Origin of the sequence: Labrenzia sp. THAF187b, assembly GCF_009363375.1 — a bacterium.
Lineage (GTDB): Bacteria > Pseudomonadota > Alphaproteobacteria > Rhizobiales > Stappiaceae > Roseibium > Roseibium algicola.
Map to the genome: position 1 here is coordinate 589,568 of NZ_CP045344.1, position 22,080 is coordinate 611,647.

Consider the following 22,080-nt stretch of genomic DNA (forward strand, 5'->3'; position numbering starts at 1 on the left):
GAACCAAAACGAGGGCCAGGCGAGCACCGTCAAGCAGCAGGAGTCTGCCGGTAGCTCTGCTCCAGTTCGATCAGGCGTTGCTTGCGCCAGAGCCCCCCACCATACCCGGTAAGGGAGCCGTCCGCGCCGATGACCCTGTGGCACGGCACGACGAGAGCCAGTTGGTTGGCCCCGTTGGCCCGGGCAACCGCCCGCACAGCTTCCGGCCTCCCCAGCGCCCTTGCCAGTTCGGAATAGCTGCGTGTCTCGCCAGGCGGAATGGTCAGCAGCTCGCGCCAGACATCCCGCGTGAAGGCAGAACCGTGAAGGGCAAGCCTTGTCTGGAATTGGCCGCCGGTTCCGGCAAAGAAACGATCGAGTTCTCCCTGGATCTGGTCGGTGACCTCCGTTCGCCCAAAACCGATCTCACCCTTGGCGTAGGTCTGGAGCTTCCTGAACTCTGTCGGAAAGGCCTTTCTGTCGAGAAATTCCAACAGGTGCAGCTGGGTCCTGTCGGTGACGGCAATCAGCGGACCGAGCGGCGATGCCACCCAGTCGGCGAAAAGCAGGGGCTTGGCGGAAAAGACCCCGGGAGACTGGCCGAGAATCCTGGCAAAGGCTTCGCGAAACGCGCTCGGCGAGTCGAACCCGGCCGTGATCTGCGCATCGATCACCTTGCCGCCGTCGGCAAGTGTCGAGAACCCTTCCTGCAGGCGCCGCTGACGCGCCATTTCCAGAAAGGTCATGCCGAAATGCCGCTTGAAGGCCCGGCGCACCGTTGAAGGGTCGAACCCCATGCGCACGAGGTCCGGTTCGCCCCAGCGGTAGGATGGCCGCTTTTCCAGTGCCTCGATCAACGGTTTCACCACCGGGTCGGCAGTGGCCTCAGGCGTGGTTGGACGGCAGCGCTTGCAAGGGCGGAAACCGGCGTCAAAACATTCGGGCACGGTGTCATGGAAGGTGCAGTTCTCCCGCTTCGGCTTGCGCGCCGGGCAGGTCAGCCGGCAGAAAATCCCGGTAGAAGCTACACAGACAAAAACGCGTCCGTCGTAGGACGGATCACGGTTCAGAAGCGCTTCATAGAGCGTGTCGAAACTGGGTCGGGTCATAAACATGACCCGACCTTACGCCCGGCGTGAATTCATTGCAGCCGGAAACCGGGCGTTAATTTCATTCCATCGGTTAGCGCCGGAAAACAAACCGTTCCATCGTCATCCCAGCCAAGCGTCACCGCGAGCCGGGATCGGAGAGCCACCGGCGATCGGTGTGGGCACGCGTTCAAAAGGCAAGGCACGGGCGCTCCGATCCCGGATCTCCGTTTCACTGCGTCCGGGATGACCAACCGAGAGGTGAGAAGTCACGCGGCCAGATATTTCGTGAAACACCATGGCAAACCCACTCCGTCGTCATCCCGGCCAAGCGCAGCGCGAGCCGGGATCGGAGAGCCTCCGGCGGACGACGTGGGCACGCGTTCAAAAGGCAAGGCACAGGCGCTCCGATCCCGGATCTCCGTTTCACTGCGTCCGGGATGACCAGCCGAGAGGTGAGAAACTGGCCTCTACCGGTAAACCTCGCTCTCACCGGGGAAGCTGCGGTCCTTGACCTCTTCCGAATAGGCTTTCACCGCTGCCTCGATCTGGCCGCCAAGATTGCCGTAGACCTTGACGAATTTCGGTGGCGTCGGGTTAAGGCCGAGCATGTCCTCCAGCACCAGGATCTGACCGTCGCACTCCGCGGACGCTCCGATGCCGATGGTCGGGATCGCGATCTGTTTGGTGATCCTTGCCGCCAGCGGCTCGACCATACCTTCCAGAACCAGCGCGAAAGCGCCTGCCTCGGCAACGGCTCTTGCGTCTTCTTCGTGGCTGGCCCAGCTGTCCTCGTCGCGCCCTTGCGTCTTGAAACCGCCCATGACGTTGACCGATTGCGGCGTCAGGCCGATGTGGGCCATCACCGGAATACCCCGCTCGCTCAGGAAGCGGATGGTTTCGGCCATGCGCGCACCGCCTTCAAGCTTTACGGCCCCGCACTGGGTTTCCTTCATCACACGGGCAGCATTTCGAAAGGCGACCGAAGGGCTTTCCTCATAGGTGCCAAACGGCATGTCGACCACGACCAGCGCCCGGCTGGTCCCACGCACCACGGCCTTGCCATGCATGATCATCAATTCCAGCGACACGCCGACGGTGGATTCCATGCCATGCATGACCATGCCGAGACTGTCACCGACCAGGATGAAATCGGCGTATTTGTCGACGATGGCCGCCGTATGCGCGTGATAGGAGGTCAGCGAGACGATGGGGTCTCCGCCCTTGCGGCGGGTGATCTGCGGAGCCGTGATACGGCGGACGGGTTTCTGGGTGCTCATGCGGCATCCTTTCGATAAGGGGCTTGAGACGGATTATCAGTCGGCTGGTGCAATCACCCGCTGGTCAATCAGGAGAACAGTGCCGAAGCGCACGGCCAGCAGCACCACGGCCGGGCGGTCAAGCATGCCGGAAAGCTCTTCAAGGGTTTCCGCATCGCGGATGTCGACGCTTTCCACCTTTCCCGAGGGCACTTCGGCAAGGCTCTGGCGGACAGCAGCCTCCAGAGCTGAAATTGCAGGTGCGGATTTTGCAAGTTCCTCGGCAACAGTCAGCGACCGGCTAAGCTGAACGGCCTCGGCCCGATGCTCCGCCGTCAGGCGCACGTTGCGCGACGACATCGCCAGCCCGTCGGCTTCTCGCACGGTCTTGTGCGGCACGATTTCAAGCGGCATGTCGAGATCACGGACCATCTGCCTGATCAAGGTCAGCTGCTGATAGTCCTTCTCGCCGAAGACGGCGAAATCCGGCGTGACAATGTTGAAGAGCTTGGTAACGACGGTGGACACACCCCGGAAATGACCAGGCCTGAGCGCGCCCTGCAATATGGCGGAGAGGCCGGGAACCTCGACAAAAGTGTCGCCACCGGCACCATACATTTCCTCAACGTTTGGCAGAAACACGGCGTCGGTGCCTTCCGCTTCCAGCAGCGCCAGATCGCGCGCTTCGTCGCGTGGGTAGGTCGTCAGATCCTCATTGGGGCCAAACTGGGTGGGATTGACGAAGATGGTTGCCACGACACGGTCAGCCTTTTGCCGGGCCATGCGCACGAGGCCGAGATGGCCCTCATGCAGATACCCCATGGTCGGCACGACACCAACGGTTTCACCGGCGCGCTTCCAGCGCCGCACGGCGTCCCGCATCTCCGCCTTGGTCCGGCAGATGATCATCTGTTTCATCCTCCCGCGCCCCCGGTTCCAGCCCGGGGTTTCTTTTCGCAGGTGCAGCATAATGACGGCGAAATGAAAGTCCAGTGGGCAAAGAGGGGAACAGACCTTGCCAGGTGCCCCCTCCATGTCGTTTGGTGCAGGCTGGGGAAGTCGATGGAGCCTTTACGAACAAGAATAATAGCCGGCTCGCAATGACCGGCTAAACGAGCAGTACTGTCAGGAGAGAAAAATAAGGAAACACCTGAACCGACTGGTGATCTATTTTCCTGGCTATGATTTGCGTCCGGCCCGTTACTGCTTCCCGTTGCTCCGCAAGGAGTTCGACACCTTCCTGAAGATCCGGAAGGTGAACGGTGCCCTTTCCCAGCTCAGCGAAGGTCTTGATCCCGGCGGCACCACGGCCAGTTGGAGCGGGCATGTCGACTGGCCGGACAGCCGTGTCGAGACAACGTTTGTGCAGCTTGGCTGGCGGGACGTCATCAAGGCCGATTTTCGGCGCTCCTGGCCACGCACGATTGCAGATGCCATCCAGTCCTTCATGATGATCGCCCAGGCGGGTGGATATCGGGCTGCATTGAAAAGCAACTGGGCGCATGGGGTCTTCTGTCTTTATCCCCCCGTTGGACTGCTTCTCTATTTCCTGGCCAGCCTGTTGCCACCCATTCTTCTGGCGCCGGTCATTCTGCGCAATGTGGGCGCGGCGGTTCGGCAAGGCCATGCCGAAGAAATCGCCTGGTCCGTGTTGCTGGGAGGCAGCGCGGCGTGGATGCTCGCGGTTTACCTGCTCATGACCTGGCTGGAACCCAAGTCCTACTTCCGGTACCTGGTCAACAGCTGGCACTTCATGGCCCGGCTTGCCCGGAACGACCACCCCGAAATGCTTGCCCGTATCGAAGAAAGCGCCGACCTCATCGTTGCAGCGGCCGCGGAAGCGGACGAAGATACGGACCTGGTGTTCGTGTCGCACAGCTGCGGCACGTTCGTGGCGATCTACATTCTTGCCGCTGTCCTGCGCCGGCAGCCGGATATCGTTCGACGCCCCGGCGGCTTCTCTTTTGTCACGATGGGACCGGCGTTTGATTGCCTCGGCGGGTTCGGGGCACAAGACGGCTTTGGCGATGCCATGACGGCGGTGGCACGGTCCGGTGTCGACTGGACGGATCTTTACGGCCCGCATGACCCACTCTGCGGTGGCCGCACCACGCCTGTGGCGCGTTATGCGCAGCCGAACAAATCGGGCGAGACGTTGCCGGAACCCAGACGGTACAGCGTGTGCATTCCGGACCGAATGACCGCAAAGAGGTTCCGCTACCTGCGCTTTCGCTTCTTTGCGCTTCACTTCAATTACTTTTTCGCCTCGGTGCGTCCGGGTCTCTTCGACTTCTACCGCCTGACCCTTGGCCCCAAACGGGCCGTGGACCAGCTCAAGGCCTGGGACAACGGGCGGGATTAATGGGCGACGCGATCTCCCGAGAGCTATCCAAACCTAGCGATCACCGGGGAAGCTAACGGTCTGCAAGAGTTCGATGATCTCGCCGGCCGGCCCTTCAAAAATTGCGTTGCGAACCCGCACTTCGGGCTCGCCAAGTGTCAGTGCTTCCGGGCCGTGCAGATGCCTCGCACCGGCTTCAACAATCCGCACGCAAGCCTGATCAAGATCCGTCACGCTCAAGCAGAGGTGTGCGAGCGCACCGGTCGAAACCTTTTGCCCCTGTTGCGCTCCAACACCTTGCATCGGGATCTCGGCCCTCAGGTCGAACAATTCGATCCAGCTTTTCCTGTCGGGTGCCTGCATCATTACCGCGCGATCGATGCCATAGCTCGGCAATCCCCAGTCGTGCACCTGGTGGAAACCGATTTCCTCATAAAAGGAAACGGAACGCTGAAGGTCCGGGGAGCGGATCGCAGAGTGATGAAATCCGGTGAAAACTTGTACTGACATCGCATGGTCTCCATGTTTCAGGTGACACCTATCGGAGTTGCCCGCGCATGGACCAGTCTGACAATTTTGACACAGCACGCCGGACCTGGTCGACGATCCAGGAGCGAAACCGAGGGAACCTCCACGGATGGTGTGACCTTGCAGCCGGCCTCCAGACCGTGAGCGGACAGTGGAAAGCGTCGATCCTGATTGTGCTGTCCGAGAAGGATAGCGGCCTACCGGACATTCAGCGTCGCCTTGAATTTGCAAGCCGTCGTGTGCTCGTTCGGGCAATGCGCGAACTTGAAAAAGATGGGTTGGTGTCCCGATCGGCACATGTTGCAACCGGCTATTCATTGACACGCGATGGCCTCGCCCTCGTGCCAATTCTGCGGCACCTTGCGGATTGGAACGCCGCACGGGCAGGCTGATTGCAAGAAGACCATTCTCCATGAATTGACGCTTGAACTGCCCTGCGTCTTAAACCGCTGCAAGTTCCACCAAACCTGTGAAATCAGGTCGGTTTGAAGGGATTGCAAAACTGTCCTTCGGGACCAGGACGTGCCTAGCTCCTGCGCCATGGGATGCAGGAATGCTTCGATTTCCCTCCCTCTACAACCTTTGATCGAATTCACTTAAGTCACCTTGACGATTGAATAGATTGGCATTCTTTCCACAGGTCCGGGATATTAACTAATGCAAAGAAGCTCCCTTTACACGCTTCACGCGATACGGGAGTTTGCGCTGGGGGCATTCATTCTCGACAGACTCATTTGAGAGGTCCGATGCGGATTCTGAGATTGTTGCTTGCAGGCCTGGTCATCGTCGCCGCCGGGTTTGTGATTGCAGGGGAGCAGTTGTCAGGCACCAGCGCAGATGCGGTTATCAATGCAAGGCTCACAACGGTACGGGCGCCAACAGCCGGGCAACTGACGCTGGAGCACCGGTTACTCGGATCTTCTGTTGCACAGGGTGAGCAACTGGGGTCGATCGATGATCCTCTTGTCGACAACATCTACCTTAACGACATGATCCGCGAAAAGGCGTTTGCGACAGCCGAGGTCGACCGGCTGTCGAGCGTGATAGCCGCGATCGAACAGTCCGTCAGCGATTTACAGGCGAGATCGGAGCGCTATCAGCAGCAGCGGATCCTGCAGCTTCAAGCGGAGCTGCGTGCCTTGACCTTCGAAATCGGTGCCGCCGAAGCCAGGGGGGATGAGGCGGAGGCAGCTTTCCAGCGCTCCAAACAGCTGACAGATCGCGGCCTGGAGGCTTCGGCCTCCTTCGAGCGGATCAGAGCGACACAAAGGGTTGCAGCGCAGGATCTGGAAAGTGCACGCCAGCGGGCGGCCGTTGTCGAAATCGAACTGCAGGCGGCACAAGACGGAACGTTTCTGGGCGATGGTTACAATGATGCCCCTTACTCCGAACAACGCATTTCGGAACTGACACTGGACCAGTCCGAAAACCAGGCCTTGCTCAATGCGGAAAAGGAAAAGGCAAAGGCCTTGGACAATCGCATCAATGTCGAGCGGCTGAGAGTGAACCGGCTGGCCTCCTCGAAACTCATTTCGAACGTCGACGGAACCGTTTGGGAAGTGCTGACGGCAAACGGCGAGACGGTTGAACGAGGCGAGCCATTGATGCGCCTTGTGAATTGCACCTCCACGATCATCACCTTGAGCGTCGCGGAATCCGTCTATAACCGCCTCAAGATCGGAGACCTTGCCAAGTTTCGCGTGAGCAACGACCAGAAGGTTCTGGAGGGTACGATCACGCGTCTGGCCGGTTCCGGGGCAGAGACGATTTACCGAAACCTTGCCGTTGCGCCCAGCGAAAGACACCTGCAGCGCTTCGACGTGACGCTTGTCGTACCCGCAATCCGCGAAGATCCGGCACTCGCCTGTGCGATCGGGAGAACGGGCCGGGTTTTCTTCGAAGCAAGACCTCTCGACTTCCTGCGCAACCTCTGGCTCTGAGATGTTCCCGGTCCTTTACCTAAGCGACACCGTTTCCAGTATCGTGCAGCTCAACCTGGTGCTGGCGCTTGGAATGCTTGTTCCTTTGCTTCTGTCCCGGGAAAAAACCTGGCACAGGGCCCTGCTCTTTGCAGTCTGCGCCGTGCTGACAGCGCGATATCTGTATTGGCGCGCCGCCTACACGCTCGCACCTCTGGACCTGACCTTCGACTGCCTCGCAAGCTGGTCCTTCTTCGCGATCGAATGCGCAGCGTGCCTGTCCTCGCTGAGTGCGTTTCTTATCCTGTCGAGACACCGCGACCGCAGGCAAGAGGCGGACCGGCAGCAAGACTGGTGGGAACCGGAGCCAGCCCCTAAAGTGGCCGTTCTCATTCCCACCTACAACGAAGAGCGGGACGTTCTGGAACGGACGATCGTTGGGGCACTTGCCCTGGATTACCCGGAGTTCAGCGTCCATGTGCTTGATGACAGCAGGCGCGACTGGCTGAAGGACTACTGTGTTGCGCAAGGGGTTACCTATGTCAGCCGGCCCGAAAACACGGGGGCCAAGGCAGGCAACATGAACCATGCGCTTCGCCAAATGGCCGAAGAAGATACAGCGCCCAGCTTCATTGCCGTCCTCGATGCAGACTTCGTTCCACACAGCAATTTCCTGAAAAGAACGGTCGCTCTTCTCAAGGATGAAAAAGTTGGACTGGTTCAAACGCCGCAACATTTCTTCAACTCGGATCCGATCCAGCACAATCTCGGCCTCAGCCGGTCCTATCCGGACGAACAGCGCTTTTTCTTCGACTACCTGCAGCCGTCGCGCGATGCCTGGGGCATTGCCTTTTGTTGCGGAACCTCTTCCGTCATCCGCTGGACCGCGCTTCAGAAGATCGGATGGTTTTCGACGGAAAGCATCACCGAGGATTTCCTTCTGACGCTTTGCCTGAAGGACGCCGGTTACAACACGGTCTACCTGAATGAAGCCCTTTCCGAAGGCCTCGCACCGGAAGGTCTCAAGGAATACATCAGCCAGCGCGCCAGATGGTGTCTCGGCATGATGCAGATCGCCCGCAGTCGGTTCGGCCCCTTTTCGGACAATAGCTTGGGGCTTGCCGACCGGTGGAGCGTGATCGACAGCGTGCTTTACTGGACGACGAACTTTCCGTTCCGGATCGCAATCCTAGTTTACCCGCTGCTCTACTGGTACTTCAACATCATGGTCGTCGATGCGACCTTGCAGGAAGTGCTGCGCTATTTCGGCACCTATTACCTCTGGATCCTGATCACCTTGAACTTTGTGTCCGGAGGCCTGGTCGTTCCGATCGTCAACGACATCAGCCAGCTGCTCGGCGCGGTGCCGATTACCAGGGCTGCCTTCACGGGACTGTTCTTTCCGAAGGGACATCCCTTCTCTGTGACCGCAAAAGGCGGCGATAGAAGCCGGGTGGTCGTTCAGTGGCGCTTGATTGGCCTTTTCGGCACGTTCTTCCTGCTGACCATTGTCGGCTTGCTGCTCGGCATCATCTCCGACCACTTTGCGTATAATGACGCGGGCGATGGCAAGCTCGTGATCATGTTCTGGACGTTCTACAACCTGATTGTCCTTGGCGTGACGATGATTGTCTGCGTGGAACTTCCCAGGCGCGAGATCCATTTCCAGGACAAACCCGAACGGGCCATTCTTCATTCAGACATTGGCAGAACCCGGGTCTGGATCGTGGGATTGACGCAAAACTCTGTCAGGATCCGTGGTGCGTCGATACCCGACGATACCCCGGTCCGGATCGAAATCGACGGTGTTGGCATCGTCAATGCCATCGTGACGATGCCGGACGACGACGGCGCCCGCCTCCTGCTGGAACCGAAACCGGAACAGCATGAAGCCCTGTTACGCCGGTTCTACACCACGGGAGAAGCCCCTGGCGTAACCAAAACCCGTTACCGTGCACTGCTTGGCGACCTTGCCCAAAGACTGTCAGCGCCACAACGCTGACAGCACAGGATCTTACGACTGCATCTTGTTTTGTAATCGTGCGACAGCAGCACTCAGCACGCTCGCTTCCGCCGTGGTCCTTGCTTCATAGGGGTAGATGTCCTCACCGCGCATGACTGCCCTGGCCGTGATCGCCAGTTTGCCGAAAGGACGAACGAAAATCAGGATGAACAAGGCCGTGAGGGCTGCAAGGACGATGCCGAGGGTCACGAAATAGACAATGAAAAGGCTCGTGAATTCGCCGATCGGGTGCGCGGTGTTGTTGATGCGCGCGATCATGCTCCAGCCGAATGCCGGCAGGTCCGCGTAACCAAGCGCCGGGATCACCGTTGTGAAATAGGTTATGCCGTCCGGCCATTTCTCCACCCCCGTTTGCCGCGCGCCGGTCATCGCAGCCCGGAAGCTTTGCAGCTTGTCGATAGGCTCGGAGTGACCGTCCGTTCGTGCGATTACGTTTCCTGTCCGGTCGATGACATAAACGTCCAGCCCCACGGAATGTGCGGATTCTGTCAGATACTTTTCGACCCAGTGATGATTGATGTGGAAGGCCAACACCCCTTCGACTGACCCGAACTCATCCGTTACAGGCGTTGCCATGTCGAGAAAGCGGCGAGGCTCGTTTCCGATGGGGGGTAACAGATCCGCCAGAAGAACGGCCGAATGAACATCCCCGGCGAAATCTCCGCCAAGGCCGTTCGTGAACCACGGACGAGAAGAAACATCGGCGCCTTCCAGCATGCCCAATGAAGCCGTCAGCACCGTGCCATTGACCGAGGCAAGGCCGGCCCATGAAATTCGTTCCTTTCCGGCGACGACCAGGTCGAGCGCGGCCCTGACAGTCGGCTCCCCTCGCCCGGCCATATCCGCTGCGATTAGCCGAAGGTTGCGCCAATCCTGGTGGAGTTCCCGGGCAAAGTCGAGCCCAACACCCCTGGCCCTGACCGATACGGCTTCCGCAAGTGCAGCGTCGCGGCTTTCCTTCAGCCGCTGGCCGACGAACGACCAGGCACTGAGCACCGCAATCACACCTCCAAGTGCAACAAAACCACATATGGCCACCATCAAAGAGGGGTAGCCAGTTCTGGCACGCTTCTCCGTCATCAATCACTCCTCATCCCACAGAGGGTGAATCAGACACAGCGAATAGGGGAAATTGTGTGACACCCACGACCACCGATAGTGGGTAACAATGCTTGGCAGACGGTTTCAGGCTCGATGGTTAAGGGCTTCTTACCAGACTGATTAAAATTCGCCCCGTCGTGGAGGCTAGCGAACTAAGTAATAATGGCAGCGTCGCTACACATGGATGCATCAGGCAGTCACTCCGCCAATGCCTTCCACCACAAGACGCACGATTTTCCGAATGTCTGCCTCTGGAACCACGCCAGCCTGCAAACCGTTCAGCACGGCTTGTCCATAGACACCCAGTACGATCAGGGCCATGAATTCCGGTTCTTCATCCTTGCGGATCAGCCCCTGGGCCTGGCCGAGAGCCAGGATGTCCCGCACGAGCCCCTGAAACGAGGGGCGGTCTGACGGTGGCTCGAGGGAAGGTCTTTGGGCCGGCACCAGTGCAAGCCGCGCTACTGCGGGGTTGGCCATGCACCAATGGGCACTGTCTATTAGGACCGCTTCGAGCAACGTTACCGCATGCTGCCCCTCGGCTATGCGTTCACGATAGTCTGTGTCCCGGGCTTCCGCCCGCGCTATGAGGCTGAGAGCAATGTCTTCCTTCGACCCGAAGAGATTATAGACGGTCTTGCGCGTCAGTCCTGCGCGCTCGGCAATCACATGAACCGTAGCCCCTTCGAACCCAAGTTCGCGAAACGCGATTTCCGCAGCATCGAGGATGAGTGCGCGCGAGCGCTCGGTGCGTTTCATACTTGTCATTTTTATACTCTAGTGTAATTTTATACTCTTGTAAATAAATGGAGCCAGGCGATGCTCAAGAAATTCGGACCGGAAATCTGGATTGCGGAAGGCCCGACAGTGAGAGCCGCTGCCGGATTTCACTATCCCACGCGCATGGCGATCATCCGCCTTTCCAACGAAGGGCTAGTCGTTTGGTCGCCTGTTGCCTTTTCTCCGGAGCTCGGTTCTGCCGTCGATGCGCTCGGCACGGTCCGCTACATCGTTCCGCCGAACAGTCTGCATGACACCTTCCTTGCCGAATGGCAGCAGGCCTATCCCGACGCCGCAATTCTCGCACCACCGGGTCTGCGTAAGAAGCGACCTGATCTTGTCTTCGCTGGCGAGCTCGCTGACATCACGATGCCCGGCTGGCAGGCAGAGATTGATGTCGTGGTGGTTCCAGGGAACCGGATTACCAGCGAAGCCGTGCTGTTCCACCGGGCCAGCGGCACGGCAATCTTCGCGGACCTGCTGCAGCAGTTTTCACCCGGCTGGTTCAAGGGATGGCGTGCCCTGGTTGCCCGCCTCGACCTGATGATAAGGCAAACGCCTTCCGTTCCACGGAAATTCCGGCTCGCTTTCACGAACCGGGATGCCGCGCGGTTTGCCGTGCGGCAAATTCTGGACTGGCCCAGCAAGAGGGTTCTGATTGCGCACGGCACCCCGGTGTCCGAAAACGGCCAGGCCTTTCTCAGGGATGCCTTCCGCTGGCTGATCAAATCTTGACGTCCAGAGACATTGCGCAAATCTCGGCTGGGTCTAACCCTCTCTAAAACGTCCCGTCATATGCCCGCCGCTCAATCCGGCAAGCCAGCAGCGTGAAACCTTCGCGGGTGAGCGCGTCCTCGGCCTCACGGTGCAAAGTCTCTGCGTCCTCCACCCACACCCCGTGGCCGCCATAGGCTCTGGCGACGGCCGGGAAATCCGTTTCGCCGAAATCCACACCCACATTCGGGCGCTGGCTGGAGCGCTGTTTCAACTCGATCAGCGACAGGCTTGTGTCGACCAGCACGCAGATAATGACGGGGATCTTGAGGTCACGCAGGGTGGAAAGTTCACCGAGGCACATTTCCAGACCTGCGTCGCCAACAAAGGCAATCACAGGGGACGCCCCTTCAACCACGCGATGGCCCATAGCCAGCGGCACGGCGCAGCCCATGGTGCAGAGCGCGGAAGACTGCAGCATCTGACGAGGCATCGGACAGCGCCAGATCTGGCTGACAAGAATACGGTGAGCACCGCTGTCGGCGGTTGCCACCGTATCGGCCGGCAAAGCCGCGCGCAGCGTGTGGAAGACCGTGCCCGGGCCCCAGCCGGACGCTTCGGGTGCGAAGGCCTTGTCCAGCTCGGCCCGGACGGCGGCAGGTTCGCCTTCCGGCCAGGAGGGCTTTGCCGGCTGGCGCGCGGCGCCCAATAGATCAAGCGCCGGCTGCACTGCGCTGCGCAGCGTTGACCGTACACTGTGCATGCCATGGGTGCGCAGCACCGGGGTGATGTCGACCACAGGCGCGTCGGCATCCCACGGATTGCGCCAGTTGATGCGCATCTCGATGGGGTCGTAGCCGAGCAGCAGAATGCAGTCGCTCTTGTTGATGAGTGGCAGCAGCAGGCCATCGGCCTTGGGTGAGAGGCCGGCTCCGCCAAGGGCAAGCGGATTGTTTTCGTCGAGCAGGCCCTTGCCCTTGTAGCTGGTGACAAGGGGAATTTGAAACGCTTCGCAGAATTCGGAAATTGCAGCCGAAGCTGCCTCGTTGACGGCATCGACACCAGCGATCGCAATCGGTCGTTCGGCCTTTCTGAAAAGGTCCAGCGCAGTGTCGAGATCCGGGCCGGGCACCGGTGCGGTTGCGACCGGTGAAGACTGGAACACACGGCTCCAGGCTTCCTGTGTGTCCCCCTCGGCAACTCGGATCGGTACGTCGATGTGCACCGGACCTGGCTGGCCGTCGAGCGCAATGGCCAGCGCCTTTTCCATCATCACGTCAAGAGCGCCCAGGCGAGCGGAGAAGCTGGCCTTGACGATGGGACGCAGCAACTGTTGATGATCGAACACTTGGTGAGTGTAGCTTTCCGCCTCTCCCTGGTCGACACACCCGGTGAGGAAGATCAGCGGCACCCGGTCCTGCCAGGCATTGGCAACGACGTTGACCGCATTGGCCGCCCCCGGCCCGAGCGTTGCCAGAAGCACGCCTGGCGCGCCGTCGGCATGCCAGCCGCCTTCGGCCATGAAGCCACCCGCGTTCTCGTGCTTCACCAGCACGAAGTTGAGGCCCGCCTCGTCCAGCGCCTGCATGAGGGCAAGCACCTCGCCGCCCGGAATGCCGAAGGCGTGACGGCAGCCTGCCGCGTGAAGTTTGCCTGCGATGATATCCGCACCGGTGGTCATTTGCTGCTGTGTCCTTCAGTCGCCGTGTCTGGCGGGGTTGGGCCGAGGTCGAGAATGCCTCTGCCGGCAAGATCGGAAAGGGTGTCTGTACCAAGTCCGAGCAGACGGGTCAGAACATCCGCAGTATCCGCTCCCACAAGCGGCGGCGCGCTGCGGTATTCAACCGGCGTCTTTTCCAGGTTGATGGGCGAGCCGATCAGATCGACTTCGCCGCCAAGCGGATGCGGCAGGGTGATCCGCATCTGGCGTGCCAGCACCTGCGGATCGGCAAAAACCTGTTCCAGATCGTTCACCGGGCCGCAGGGAACGCCTTCAGCTTCAAGCTCGGCAATCCACTCTGCCGCGGCCTTCTCGATTGTCAGACGGCGGATCTTCGGGACCAGCTCCGCACGGTTGCGCACCCGGTCGGCATTCCTGGCATAACGCGGATCTTCGGCCAGTTCCGGCGCACCGGCAACCTTGCAGAACTTGCCGAACTGGCTGTCATTGCCAACTGCCAGAATGAATGACTGATCGCTTGCCGGAAACGTCTCGTAGGGAACGATGGTGGGATGGCCGTTGCCGAGGCGGCCCGGCACCTTGCCGGAGGTAAGATAGGCCACACCCTGGTTGATCAACCAGGAGACCTGGGCATCCAGCAGCGAAATGTCGATGGACTGACCTTCTCCGGTGCTGTTGCGATGGTTGAGCGCGGCGAGGATGGAGACGGTCGCATACATTCCGCACATGACATCGGCGATGCCGACGCCGCATTTGGTTTCCGTGCCGCCGTCCTCATCCGCAAAGCCTGTCAGCGACATGATCCCGCCCATGCCCTGGATCAGGAAATCATATCCTGCCCGCTGTGCGTAGGGGCCGGTCTGTCCGAAGCCGGTTATGGAACAGTATATCAGGCGCGGGTTGCGGACCTTCAGGGTGTCATAGTCAAGCCCACGCCGCTTCAGGTCACCGACCTTGAAGTTCTCCACCAGAATGTCGGCCTTTGCCGCCAGATCGGCAATCAGCTGCTGCCCTTCGGGGCTGGCGAGATCAATGGCGACGGACGCCTTGTTGCGATTGGAGGAAAGGTAATAGGCGCTTTCGCTGGTTTCCCTGCCCTCACGATCCTTCAGGAAGGGCGGTCCCCAACCGCGTGTGTCGTCCCCCCGGCCCGGCCGTTCGATCTTGATCACCTCCGCGCCGAGATCGCCCAGGATCTGGGTGCAGGTCGGTCCGGCGAGAATGCGGGAAAGGTCGAGGACAACAAGGCCGGACAAGGCGCCGGATGCGGCAGGAGACGGCTGGGACAAGGCTCACCTTCAAAATGACGTTTCCCGGTAAAGGCCACAGGCTGATGGGCCCGTCAACAAGCCAGCAGCAGCCCCCCGGACAAGCCGCCTCACTTTCTCGTTAGAAAACGGGAAGGAGGGGCGTTCGGAAAAGAACGTCTGGCTGGTAGGGAATGGCACAGACCGGGCAATGGGAGTGTCGGGATCAACGCACCTAAATGCCAGGAGAAGCGGTTGCGAGACAATTGAAGCTCTGGAACCGAGTAGGCCCCGGGTCTCGCGGTGCTCGCCCGGAGTGACGACGAAGTGGGTTTTCTTTCGGCAGGTCAGTTTCCAACCCCATGAATATCCAACCACCTCTTGTGCCCCCCATCCAGTTCGTCATGCCATGGCTTGACCATGGCATCCATGCCGTGTCCCTTCCTCCACTCACTGCCTTGCGAGAGGTGAGGAAGCGGCATGGATTGCCGGATCAAGTCCGGCAATGACGGAGAAGAGAGGAGCAAGAGACTTGCGGCTTGCCCTTTCCAGTTTCCTTTGAGTGGAGTGGGCAGGCGACGTGTGAGAATGCAAATCTCTATGTCGTCATCCCGGATGCAGCGGAGCGGAGATCCGGGATCGTGGTGACGAAGGGCTCGATATTTAGGGGACTGCCGATCAAATGGATGTTCCCCATCGTCGAGATGGTTTGTTGACCTAGGATGCCTTGAACCCCAACCGGGCCATGGCGCGCGCCTCGTTCTTGCCTAGGTCGTCCAGCCCTTCATCTCGGCAAGCTCGTTCCAGGCGCGTTTGATCCAGTTCGCGCTCACGCTGTGGCCACCGTCGTGGAGGCAGAGTTCCAGGAAGCCGTGTTTCGGCTGCCAGGTTTCACAGGTGAGGTTGCCTTCGGTATGGGTCTTCGGCGCGGTTTCAGAGAGACCGTCCTGGCGGCGCCAGACGTCGAAACTCTTGAAAACGTCCCCCTGCTTCCACTTGCCCCCGCCAAGCCAGCGGCCCTCCAGCGGCACAACCGTGTCCGACGTGCCATGCACGTGGAAGAGATAGGGGGTCTCCGTCACGCAGGACTGCGGCAAAGGTTCCCAGAAGGCGCCCGCGATCGGCGCATATCCTGCAAACATGCCGGAGTCCTCGCAGGCCATGTACCAGGTCATGAAACCGCCGGAGGAAAAGCCGGACAGCATAGTGCGGCTTCGGTCGATGCCGAAGCGGTCGGACAGGTCCTGAAGGACGCTGTCGAAGAACGCCGGTTCATTCCGCAGGTTGCGCGGCGATGTCGGGAAAGACCAGGTGCCGTTCATGCCCTGAACCGCAACGAAGGCAACACCCAGATCATCCGCCATCTTGCGGAAGCTCTGGTTGCGGATCTCGTTGATCGCCTTGCCGCGATGGCCGTGCAGGAAGAAGATTGCACCCAGAGGCTTGTCGGCCGGCCGGTTCTCCGGCAGGTGGATGAAATATTCGCCGTTCGTGACGTCGCAGGGTTTTTCCTCGCCGCAGGCAGCGGTGCCTGCCGCCTGCGATGGTGCGCCGAATGCGCCCAGAGCCAGAACCACGGCGCCCGCCAGCAGGCCGATGCGTCTGGAAAAACCGGTAACTGTCGCCAATGACATGAAGTGCTCCTTGCACGGTAAAAACCATTGCCCCGCTCCGCCGGTAAGGATGGCTCCCGGACGGCTTTTGTCCAGCGGTTCGTCTTCACAAATCGGCGAGAGGGCTTCAGTCCTGCAAGGTGGCTAGTCCCATGTGCCTTCAGTCGGAATATTGAGAATTCGGCCACAATGCTTGCAGTGCACCGCATCCGGATCGTGCCTGTTGAGACCGCAATCGGGGCACGACAGATTGACCTTGGCCGGGCGGAAGATCGTCTGTACCAGTCGCAGGAACAGGGCGACGCCGAAGATCATGATCACCACCGTCATCAGCCGACCGACGCTGTCGGTCATGGTGATGTCACCGAAGCCGGTTGTCGTCAGCGTGGTTACGGTGAAATAGAGCGCGTCGAGATAGTTGTTGATGTTGGCGTTGCGGTCGTTCTCGACCACGAAGACCAGGGCCGTCACGACAAAAATGAAGACAATCAGGTTGATGCCCGACTGAAAAATCTCCTCGTTGCGGCGGAACCACTTCGACGCCTGGCGCAGCTCCTTCAGCAGGTGATAGGAGCGCATCAGCCGCAACATGCGCACAACGCGCAGGAAGGCGAAATTCTCGAAGAAGGCCGGAGCGACCAGAGACACGATCACCACAAGGTCAGCAAGCGATGTGAAGCTGAAGACGTATTTTGTCCGCCGTCTTTCGGCGATCAGACGTGCAATATAGTCGAGCGCAAGAACCGCGGCGATCGCATAATCCAGCTCATGATGGATGCGGTCCTTGTCGATCATCGACGAGACGATGAAATAACCGATGGTCACCAGGTCGAACAGCAAAAGCGCGTACCGGAAGGCCCGCGACCCGACCGTGTCGCCAAAATAGAGCTGCCGCAGGATCGTCTGCAAACTCCGCTTCGTGTCCGCCATCGGCTTCCCCTGTTCTCTTGCGAACTGACCGGCATACGCTGTGTGCGCTGGCTGGATCATTCGTGCAGATGCCGCACGATGCTGTTGCAAACAAGCTGTTTATTCTCACGGCCGACCGCACTAATGTCCGCTGTCGATCAACCAGAGCATCCTGAATTCCGCCGAATGCAGGACGCTCGAACCTTTTTCAGAACCCGCCTGCATTCCGGTGTTTTTGCGAACGTCCGCGAATACAGGCAGGTCCAGAGGCCGTAAAGGCTCATCCAGAACGGGAACGTTACATGTTTGATTTGTCGGGACAAGTTGCCCTGGTGACGGGCGCGAGCCGAGGCATTGGAGAAGCTGCCGCCCGCAGCCTGGCGAAATATGGTGCCAAGGTCCTTCTGGCGGCACGCTCCGGCACGGATATCGAACGCATCGCCGGTGAAATCCGTGCGGAAGGACGCGATGCGACGGCAGTCGTTTGCGACGTCGCGGACTATGACGAGGTGGTCAAGGCAGTACAGACGGCCATCGACACCTATGGCGGCCTCGACATCCTGGTGAACAATGCCGGCGTGATCGAACCGATCTCCCGGATCGAGGACAGCGATCCGGCGGAGTGGGGCAAGGTCATCGATATCAACGTGAAGGGCGTCTACTTCGGCCTGCGCGCCGTGGCACCGCATATGCTGGCCAAGGGCGCCGGTACCGTTGTCAACATCAGCTCGGGAGCTGCGGTCAGCGCGCTGGAAGGCTGGAGCCATTACTGTGCTTCCAAGGCCGCTGCGCTTTCCCTCACCCGCTGTGCGGACAAGGAATTCGGTGACAAGGGCCTGCGTATCGTCGGCCTCAGCCCGGGCACGGTCGCAACGCAGATGCAGGTCGATATCAAGGCCTCCGGACTGAACCCGGTCAGCCAGCTGGATCCGTCAGTCCATATTCCGGCCAGTTGGGTCGGTGAAGCCATCTGCTGGCTGTGCACGCCCGCGGGCGATGCCTACCGGGGTGTGGATTGCTCGCTGCGCGACGAGGATGTACGCAAGTCTGTCGGCCTGATCTGAGTTCCGTCAGCACGCTGGTCGGCTGTCCAGCCCCCAAGATCCCGGTTCTCCGCTGCGCTGCGTCCGGGATGACCGTCTGAAACATGGAACGAGGCAGGGCCCTGAACAGGCCAACGAGGCTTCAAAAACAAAAGAGGGCCGCGCTAGCGGCCCTCCCATGAGATCGACGTGACACAAGTCCCGGATCAGATCCCAGCGAAATCTCTCACTACCAGAGGCTGCTCCAGCACCGTTCGATTCCGCCCAGACACTTGGGCCACGCACCGATACTCATTAGACATGGGCACACCTCCTTTCAGTTGTTGAACACACTAAGAGTGTGGGGTCGCCCAGACAGTTTCACAAGCCCAAAAACAAGGCGTGGTTGCCAATCGATTACGCAATTCACAGGACTGTCACTGTGCGGCCACAGCCTTGTCGGCGATAGAGGTGAAGACTTGATCGAGTTCCCTTGCAAGTTCTTGCAAGGCCGGGCCGCCCTCGTCCATGTAGGTTGCGAAGACAAAACCGGGCGTTTTCCAGGAAAGCGTTGCAGTGCCATCGGTGTTTTCGGTGACATAGAACCGGATCGGTGCTTCGATACCCGCGGCAACGGAGGCTTCCAGCATCCGGACGGCATAATCATTGCGATAGACGCCAATGATGCGGTTGCCGGGAATGGTAATTCCCCTGCCCTTTGCGCCGTCCGAGGCACTGGCCTGGGTCACCAGCAGCATGCCTTCTCCCTCGATCGCGCTTTTGAGATCATCCACCAGCGCAGGGTAACTTTTGGTCGTGGGCAGTACCTGCCAGCCTTCGCGATCGGTCAGGCTGTCCGCTCTGGCCAATCCGACGGCAAACAGGCTTGTGACGACAACCAGGGCAAACAGACGCATCTTCTTTCTCCCGCAGGCGATGTTGCAATGCCGCGCACTCTAGCGGGGCCTGCCTCACGAACGCGTCACAATGCGGTGTGCTTCAGGACGTCGTCAGTCCATGCCAAGCCGCAAGCGCACGCGGGTTCCGGCAAGACTGCCGAGGAAGCCAAAGACCAGCCACAGCCAGCCATGCAGCGAGCCCGACGCCAGACCGCCCAGGTAAGCACCGATATTGCAGCCATACGCCAGTCGGGCGCCGTAGCCCATCATCAGCCCGCCCGCGATCGCTGTCAGCACGTCGCGGCGGTTCAGACGCCAGACCGGAGCAAAGCGTCCGGCGAGGCCCGCTGCCGCCATTGCACCCAGAATGATGCCGAAGTTCATGACGGAGGTCGTATCGCGCAGCACGGGGTTTTCCAGGGCTCCGCGTTGCCAGGTCCAGTAGGGCCAGCTGTCCACCGGCACACCTGCCGCGTGAAAAAGCTTGCCGCCCCAAAGCGCAAAGGCAGAGGTGATGCCCCAGGGCCGTCCAATCACCACGAATGTGGCAATGCCGACGATCGCCAGCATCACCGCACCCAGCATGGGGGACCAGGGACCGCTGAGAAACGAAACTGTCGGCTTCGGCTGGGCAATCGCGCCATGAGCGCGCCGCTCTATGATGATGGTCGCAATTGCCAGAACTCCGAGCACAAGCGCGGTCAGAAGAAAAGCGCCATGCGGGCCGAGTTCCCGGATGAGGGACATCGGCGGCAATTTGGGCAAGCGGCCCCAGAGATGCAGATGCGCGGTTGCAGCCACTGACCCGAGGACAAAGCACGCCAGGGTAATCATCATGCGGGTGGAACCGCCACCGGCGGTAAACAGCGTGCCGGATCCGCAGCCGCCGCCCAGTTGCATGCCGACACCGAACAGGAACGCACCGAAGGCAGCCGCCACCCCGAAGGGAAAGACGAAGCCGCCCGTGGGCCAGCCAAGCGCATGTCCCCAGGCAATCAGGGGAAAGGAAACCGCGCTGGTCAGAAGAATGAGCACGAACTGCGCCCTGAGCCCCCCGCCGCGTTTTTCCGTGACGATCCGCCGCCAGGCGGCCGTAAAACCAAAGCTTGCATGATAGAGCGACAGGCCTGCGAGACCGCCGATCAGGACCGCCACTGCCTGGCGCGGTCCGGCTTCGCCATAGGCCCCAAGTGCGACCATGGCCAGTAGGCCACCCGCAATGGCGACGACGGCTGCTTGAGTTTTCCCGACGGCCAAGGCCATGTGTTCCTGCTCCCGGGCAGATCCGACTTTAAAACCCCGATACGAAGACTTGCACTTCCCGCCTTAATTTCGCAACGAAGGTGTCTTTTCTTCACCTACACATTGCCAACACCTTTTTGTGTTTTGCAGTTCAAGTGCCGCCTGCGGATTTTGGATAGGAATATTCAGCCATCCGGCCATTTACAGCCGCAGTTGGCGGGACCCGGTTTCAGAGGACCGGAATGAGAAACAAAAAGGCCTGTTATGCGTCTAACTGATCAATTCGGATATGAGCTTACCCTGTCGGACAAGGAAGCCTTGGCCGCCTGGAACGAGACCGTGAAAGCCTTTCTGGCGCATGGCAGGACTACTCCCCAACATCTCGAGACATGCCTTGCCCTGGCACCGGACTTCGCGCTTGGGCATGCGGCACGCGGGATTTTCTGCCTGCTGCTTGGCCGAAAGGAACTGACCGCTACGGCTCAGGAATGCCTGGCGATTGCCAGAACCTCGACGCAGCATACGCCGGTTACGGCACGCGAACTTGCCGTGGTCGACGCCCTCGGGTCCTGGTTGCAGGGATATCCCACAAGATCTGCCGACCTTCTAGATACCGTGCTGGTGACGGTTCCCGAAGATGCCCTGATCATGAAACTGGTTCACGCGATCCGCTTCGTGCTGGGCGATGCCACGGGCATGCGCCAGTCGATCGAGCGGGTGCATGCGGCCTATGGCGAAACCCACCCGGCCTATGGCTACATGCTTGGCTGCCGGGCGTTTTCTCTGGAAGAAACCGGCGACTATCGCCTGGCAGAGGCTGCCGGCCGCAGGGGACTGGAATTTGCCCGCGATGATGCCTGGGGCCTTCACGCCGTCGCCCATGTGCACGACATGACCGGCCGCTCCGAAGAAGGTGCCGGGTGGCTGGAAACACAGCCGGAAGGCTGGGCTCACTGCAACAACTTCGGCTATCACGTTTGGTGGCATCTGGCGTTGATGTATCTGGACCAGGGCCAGGCCGACAAGGCGCTTGCGCTCTATGACACCGACATCCGCAAGGACAAGACCGACGACTACCGCGATATTTCCAATGCCGCCTCGCTGCTTGTCCGCCTGGAGCTTGAAGGGGTCGATACCGGCCCTCGCTGGGACGAGCTGGCGCTTTTGTCCGACAAGCGCGCCGAAGACGGCTGCAATGTCTTCGCCGACCTGCATTATCTGCTGGCCCTTTTGAACGGTGGCCGCCGCATGGGCGCCGAGCGGTTGCTGACCGGACTGAAGGAACGGGCACAAACCGAAACGGATATTGGCCGGATCACCGCGGAAACCGGACTGCCGACCGGTCTCGGCCTGGAACAGTACCGGAAGGGCAATTATGCCTCCGCATTTGCTCTGCTGGACTCCGCGAAAGACAATCTATACATGGTCGGCGGCTCGCACGCTCAGCGCGATGTCTTCGAGCGAATCACAATCGATGCTGCCCTGCGGGCAGGCATGCCGGAGGATGCGGAACGGCTGCTCAACAGCCGGACGCACAAACGCGGTGCACTGGATAGATTCGCCGAACAACGTCTTGAAATATGCGACAAAATGCACCGCGCCCACCGAGTGATGGAAGACCAAAAACTCAGGGCTACCGGCTCGGTCTGACCTACTGCCGGCACTCGACTGACCAATTATCTCTGGACCCAACGTGAACGCTCACACACAAACGAAACGCCCACGCGATCCGCGG

General features: G+C 60.1%; 19 protein-coding genes. 7 read left to right on the plus strand and 12 right to left on the minus strand.

Annotated features, from left to right (window positions below; translation table 11 throughout):
* Positions 1–29: 29 nt before the first annotated feature.
* The 3 genes from FIV03_RS02740 to panC all read right to left on the minus strand — a co-directional run bounded on the left by FIV03_RS02740 (position 30) and on the right by panC (position 3,235).
* A complete protein-coding gene (locus FIV03_RS02740) occupies positions 30–1,094 on the minus strand; it encodes a trifunctional transcriptional activator/DNA repair protein Ada/methylated-DNA--[protein]-cysteine S-methyltransferase (protein ID WP_152508590.1) in 1,065 nt (354 codons plus the stop codon).
* A 443-nt stretch (positions 1,095–1,537) separates the two neighbouring features.
* Positions 1,538–2,347 (minus strand): 3-methyl-2-oxobutanoate hydroxymethyltransferase, encoded by an 810-nt coding sequence (gene panB, locus FIV03_RS02745; RefSeq protein WP_022999661.1) that lies wholly within the window; start codon positions 2,345–2,347, stop codon positions 1,538–1,540.
* A 36-nt stretch (positions 2,348–2,383) separates the two neighbouring features.
* A complete protein-coding gene (panC, locus tag FIV03_RS02750) occupies positions 2,384–3,235 on the minus strand; it encodes a pantoate--beta-alanine ligase (protein WP_173013970.1) in 852 nt (283 codons plus the stop codon).
* A gap of 253 nt (positions 3,236–3,488) precedes the next feature.
* On the opposite strand from panC, the gene FIV03_RS02755 reads away from it, so the two are divergent.
* Positions 3,489–4,688: a hypothetical protein gene (locus FIV03_RS02755; protein ID WP_152508592.1), complete on the plus strand. Its 1,200-nt coding sequence runs from the start codon at positions 3,489–3,491 to the stop codon at positions 4,686–4,688.
* A gap of 33 nt (positions 4,689–4,721) precedes the next feature.
* On the opposite strand, the gene FIV03_RS02760 is transcribed toward FIV03_RS02755, so the two are convergent.
* Positions 4,722–5,177 carry a VOC family protein gene (locus tag FIV03_RS02760; protein WP_152508593.1) on the minus strand — a complete coding sequence of 152 codons (456 nt, stop codon included), beginning with the start codon at positions 5,175–5,177 and terminating at the stop codon, positions 4,722–4,724.
* A gap of 47 nt (positions 5,178–5,224) precedes the next feature.
* Here FIV03_RS02760 and FIV03_RS32025 point away from each other — a divergent pair, with 47 nt between their 5' ends.
* From FIV03_RS32025 to FIV03_RS02775, 3 genes are all read left to right on the plus strand, one after another.
* On the plus strand, positions 5,225–5,587 hold the full coding sequence (locus FIV03_RS32025) for a helix-turn-helix domain-containing protein (protein ID WP_152504761.1): 363 nt from the start codon (positions 5,225–5,227) through the stop codon (positions 5,585–5,587).
* Positions 5,588–5,941: 354 nt separating this feature from the next.
* Entirely contained in the window at positions 5,942–7,135 is a 1,194-nt protein-coding gene (locus tag FIV03_RS02770) for an HlyD family efflux transporter periplasmic adaptor subunit (RefSeq protein WP_152508594.1), read from the plus strand.
* Between the two features lies 1 nt (position 7,136).
* Positions 7,137–9,116 carry a cellulose synthase catalytic subunit gene (locus FIV03_RS02775; protein WP_152508595.1) on the plus strand — a complete coding sequence of 660 codons (1,980 nt, stop codon included), beginning with the start codon at positions 7,137–7,139 and terminating at the stop codon, positions 9,114–9,116.
* A gap of 12 nt (positions 9,117–9,128) precedes the next feature.
* Here FIV03_RS02775 and FIV03_RS02780 read toward each other — a convergent pair whose 3' ends face one another.
* Both FIV03_RS02780 and FIV03_RS02785 read right to left on the minus strand, forming a co-directional pair.
* Positions 9,129–10,217 carry a cache domain-containing protein gene (locus FIV03_RS02780; RefSeq protein WP_152508596.1) on the minus strand — a complete coding sequence of 363 codons (1,089 nt, stop codon included), beginning with the start codon at positions 10,215–10,217 and terminating at the stop codon, positions 9,129–9,131.
* Positions 10,218–10,427: 210 nt separating this feature from the next.
* On the minus strand, positions 10,428–11,006 hold the full coding sequence (locus FIV03_RS02785) for a TetR/AcrR family transcriptional regulator (protein WP_152508597.1): 579 nt from the start codon (positions 11,004–11,006) through the stop codon (positions 10,428–10,430).
* A 51-nt stretch (positions 11,007–11,057) separates the two neighbouring features.
* Between FIV03_RS02785 and FIV03_RS02790 the strand changes: the two genes are divergently transcribed.
* On the plus strand, positions 11,058–11,753 hold the full coding sequence (locus tag FIV03_RS02790; protein WP_152508598.1) for a DUF4336 domain-containing protein: 696 nt from the start codon (positions 11,058–11,060) through the stop codon (positions 11,751–11,753).
* Positions 11,754–11,796: 43 nt separating this feature from the next.
* Here FIV03_RS02790 and FIV03_RS02795 read toward each other — a convergent pair whose 3' ends face one another.
* From FIV03_RS02795 to FIV03_RS02810, 4 genes are all read right to left on the minus strand, one after another.
* A complete protein-coding gene (locus FIV03_RS02795; protein ID WP_152508599.1) occupies positions 11,797–13,413 on the minus strand; it encodes a thiamine pyrophosphate-binding protein in 1,617 nt (538 codons plus the stop codon).
* Positions 13,410–14,702, minus strand: coding sequence for a CoA transferase (locus FIV03_RS02800; protein WP_152508600.1), 1,293 nt, complete (start codon positions 14,700–14,702; stop codon positions 13,410–13,412). Before FIV03_RS02800 ends, FIV03_RS02795 begins: the two co-directional genes overlap by 4 nt.
* Positions 14,703–15,427: 725 nt before the next feature.
* Complete coding sequence (locus FIV03_RS02805) at positions 15,428–16,294, minus strand: hypothetical protein (RefSeq protein WP_209009839.1); 867 nt, start codon at positions 16,292–16,294, stop codon at positions 15,428–15,430.
* 123 nt (positions 16,295–16,417) lie between these two features.
* The gene (locus tag FIV03_RS02810) at positions 16,418–17,203 is read right to left on the minus strand and encodes an ion channel (RefSeq protein ID WP_152508601.1); all 786 of its coding nucleotides are present in this window, start codon (positions 17,201–17,203) and stop codon (positions 16,418–16,420) included.
* 281 nt (positions 17,204–17,484) lie between these two features.
* On the opposite strand from FIV03_RS02810, the gene FIV03_RS02815 reads away from it, so the two are divergent.
* On the plus strand, positions 17,485–18,246 hold the full coding sequence (locus FIV03_RS02815) for an SDR family oxidoreductase (protein WP_152508602.1): 762 nt from the start codon (positions 17,485–17,487) through the stop codon (positions 18,244–18,246).
* Positions 18,247–18,641: 395 nt separating this feature from the next.
* Here FIV03_RS02815 and FIV03_RS02820 read toward each other — a convergent pair whose 3' ends face one another.
* Both FIV03_RS02820 and FIV03_RS02825 read right to left on the minus strand, forming a co-directional pair.
* Positions 18,642–19,121 (minus strand): DUF302 domain-containing protein, encoded by a 480-nt coding sequence (locus FIV03_RS02820; protein WP_152508603.1) that lies wholly within the window; start codon positions 19,119–19,121, stop codon positions 18,642–18,644.
* Positions 19,122–19,214: 93 nt separating this feature from the next.
* On the minus strand, positions 19,215–20,366 hold the full coding sequence (locus tag FIV03_RS02825) for a YeeE/YedE family protein (protein WP_152508604.1): 1,152 nt from the start codon (positions 20,364–20,366) through the stop codon (positions 19,215–19,217).
* A gap of 243 nt (positions 20,367–20,609) precedes the next feature.
* Here FIV03_RS02825 and FIV03_RS02830 point away from each other — a divergent pair, with 243 nt between their 5' ends.
* A complete protein-coding gene (locus FIV03_RS02830) occupies positions 20,610–21,995 on the plus strand; it encodes a tetratricopeptide repeat protein (protein ID WP_152508605.1) in 1,386 nt (461 codons plus the stop codon).
* Positions 21,996–22,080 lie beyond the last annotated feature (85 nt).

Coding starts and splice junctions, on each gene's coding strand:
- FIV03_RS02830 (WP_152508605.1), top strand. CDS start 20,610: ATGCGTCTAACTGATCAATTCGGATATGAGCTTACCCTGTCGGACAAG.
- FIV03_RS02805 (WP_209009839.1), bottom strand. CDS start 16,294: ATGTCATTGGCGACAGTTACCGGTTTTTCCAGACGCATCGGCCTGCTG.
- FIV03_RS02740 (WP_152508590.1), bottom strand. CDS start 1,094: ATGTTTATGACCCGACCCAGTTTCGACACGCTCTATGAAGCGCTTCTG.
- FIV03_RS02770 (WP_152508594.1), top strand. CDS start 5,942: ATGCGGATTCTGAGATTGTTGCTTGCAGGCCTGGTCATCGTCGCCGCC.
- FIV03_RS02825 (WP_152508604.1), bottom strand. CDS start 20,366: ATGGCCTTGGCCGTCGGGAAAACTCAAGCAGCCGTCGTCGCCATTGCG.
- FIV03_RS02780 (WP_152508596.1), bottom strand. CDS start 10,217: ATGACGGAGAAGCGTGCCAGAACTGGCTACCCCTCTTTGATGGTGGCC.
- FIV03_RS02815 (WP_152508602.1), top strand. CDS start 17,485: ATGTTTGATTTGTCGGGACAAGTTGCCCTGGTGACGGGCGCGAGCCGA.
- FIV03_RS02810 (WP_152508601.1), bottom strand. CDS start 17,203: ATGGCGGACACGAAGCGGAGTTTGCAGACGATCCTGCGGCAGCTCTAT.
- FIV03_RS02820 (WP_152508603.1), bottom strand. CDS start 19,121: ATGCGTCTGTTTGCCCTGGTTGTCGTCACAAGCCTGTTTGCCGTCGGA.
- FIV03_RS02760 (WP_152508593.1), bottom strand. CDS start 5,177: ATGTCAGTACAAGTTTTCACCGGATTTCATCACTCTGCGATCCGCTCC.
- FIV03_RS32025 (WP_152504761.1), top strand. CDS start 5,225: ATGGACCAGTCTGACAATTTTGACACAGCACGCCGGACCTGGTCGACG.
- FIV03_RS02775 (WP_152508595.1), top strand. CDS start 7,137: ATGTTCCCGGTCCTTTACCTAAGCGACACCGTTTCCAGTATCGTGCAG.
- FIV03_RS02785 (WP_152508597.1), bottom strand. CDS start 11,006: ATGACAAGTATGAAACGCACCGAGCGCTCGCGCGCACTCATCCTCGAT.
- FIV03_RS02795 (WP_152508599.1), bottom strand. CDS start 13,413: ATGACCACCGGTGCGGATATCATCGCAGGCAAACTTCACGCGGCAGGC.
- FIV03_RS02790 (WP_152508598.1), top strand. CDS start 11,058: ATGCTCAAGAAATTCGGACCGGAAATCTGGATTGCGGAAGGCCCGACA.
- panC (WP_173013970.1), bottom strand. CDS start 3,235: ATGATCATCTGCCGGACCAAGGCGGAGATGCGGGACGCCGTGCGGCGC.
- panB (WP_022999661.1), bottom strand. CDS start 2,347: ATGAGCACCCAGAAACCCGTCCGCCGTATCACGGCTCCGCAGATCACC.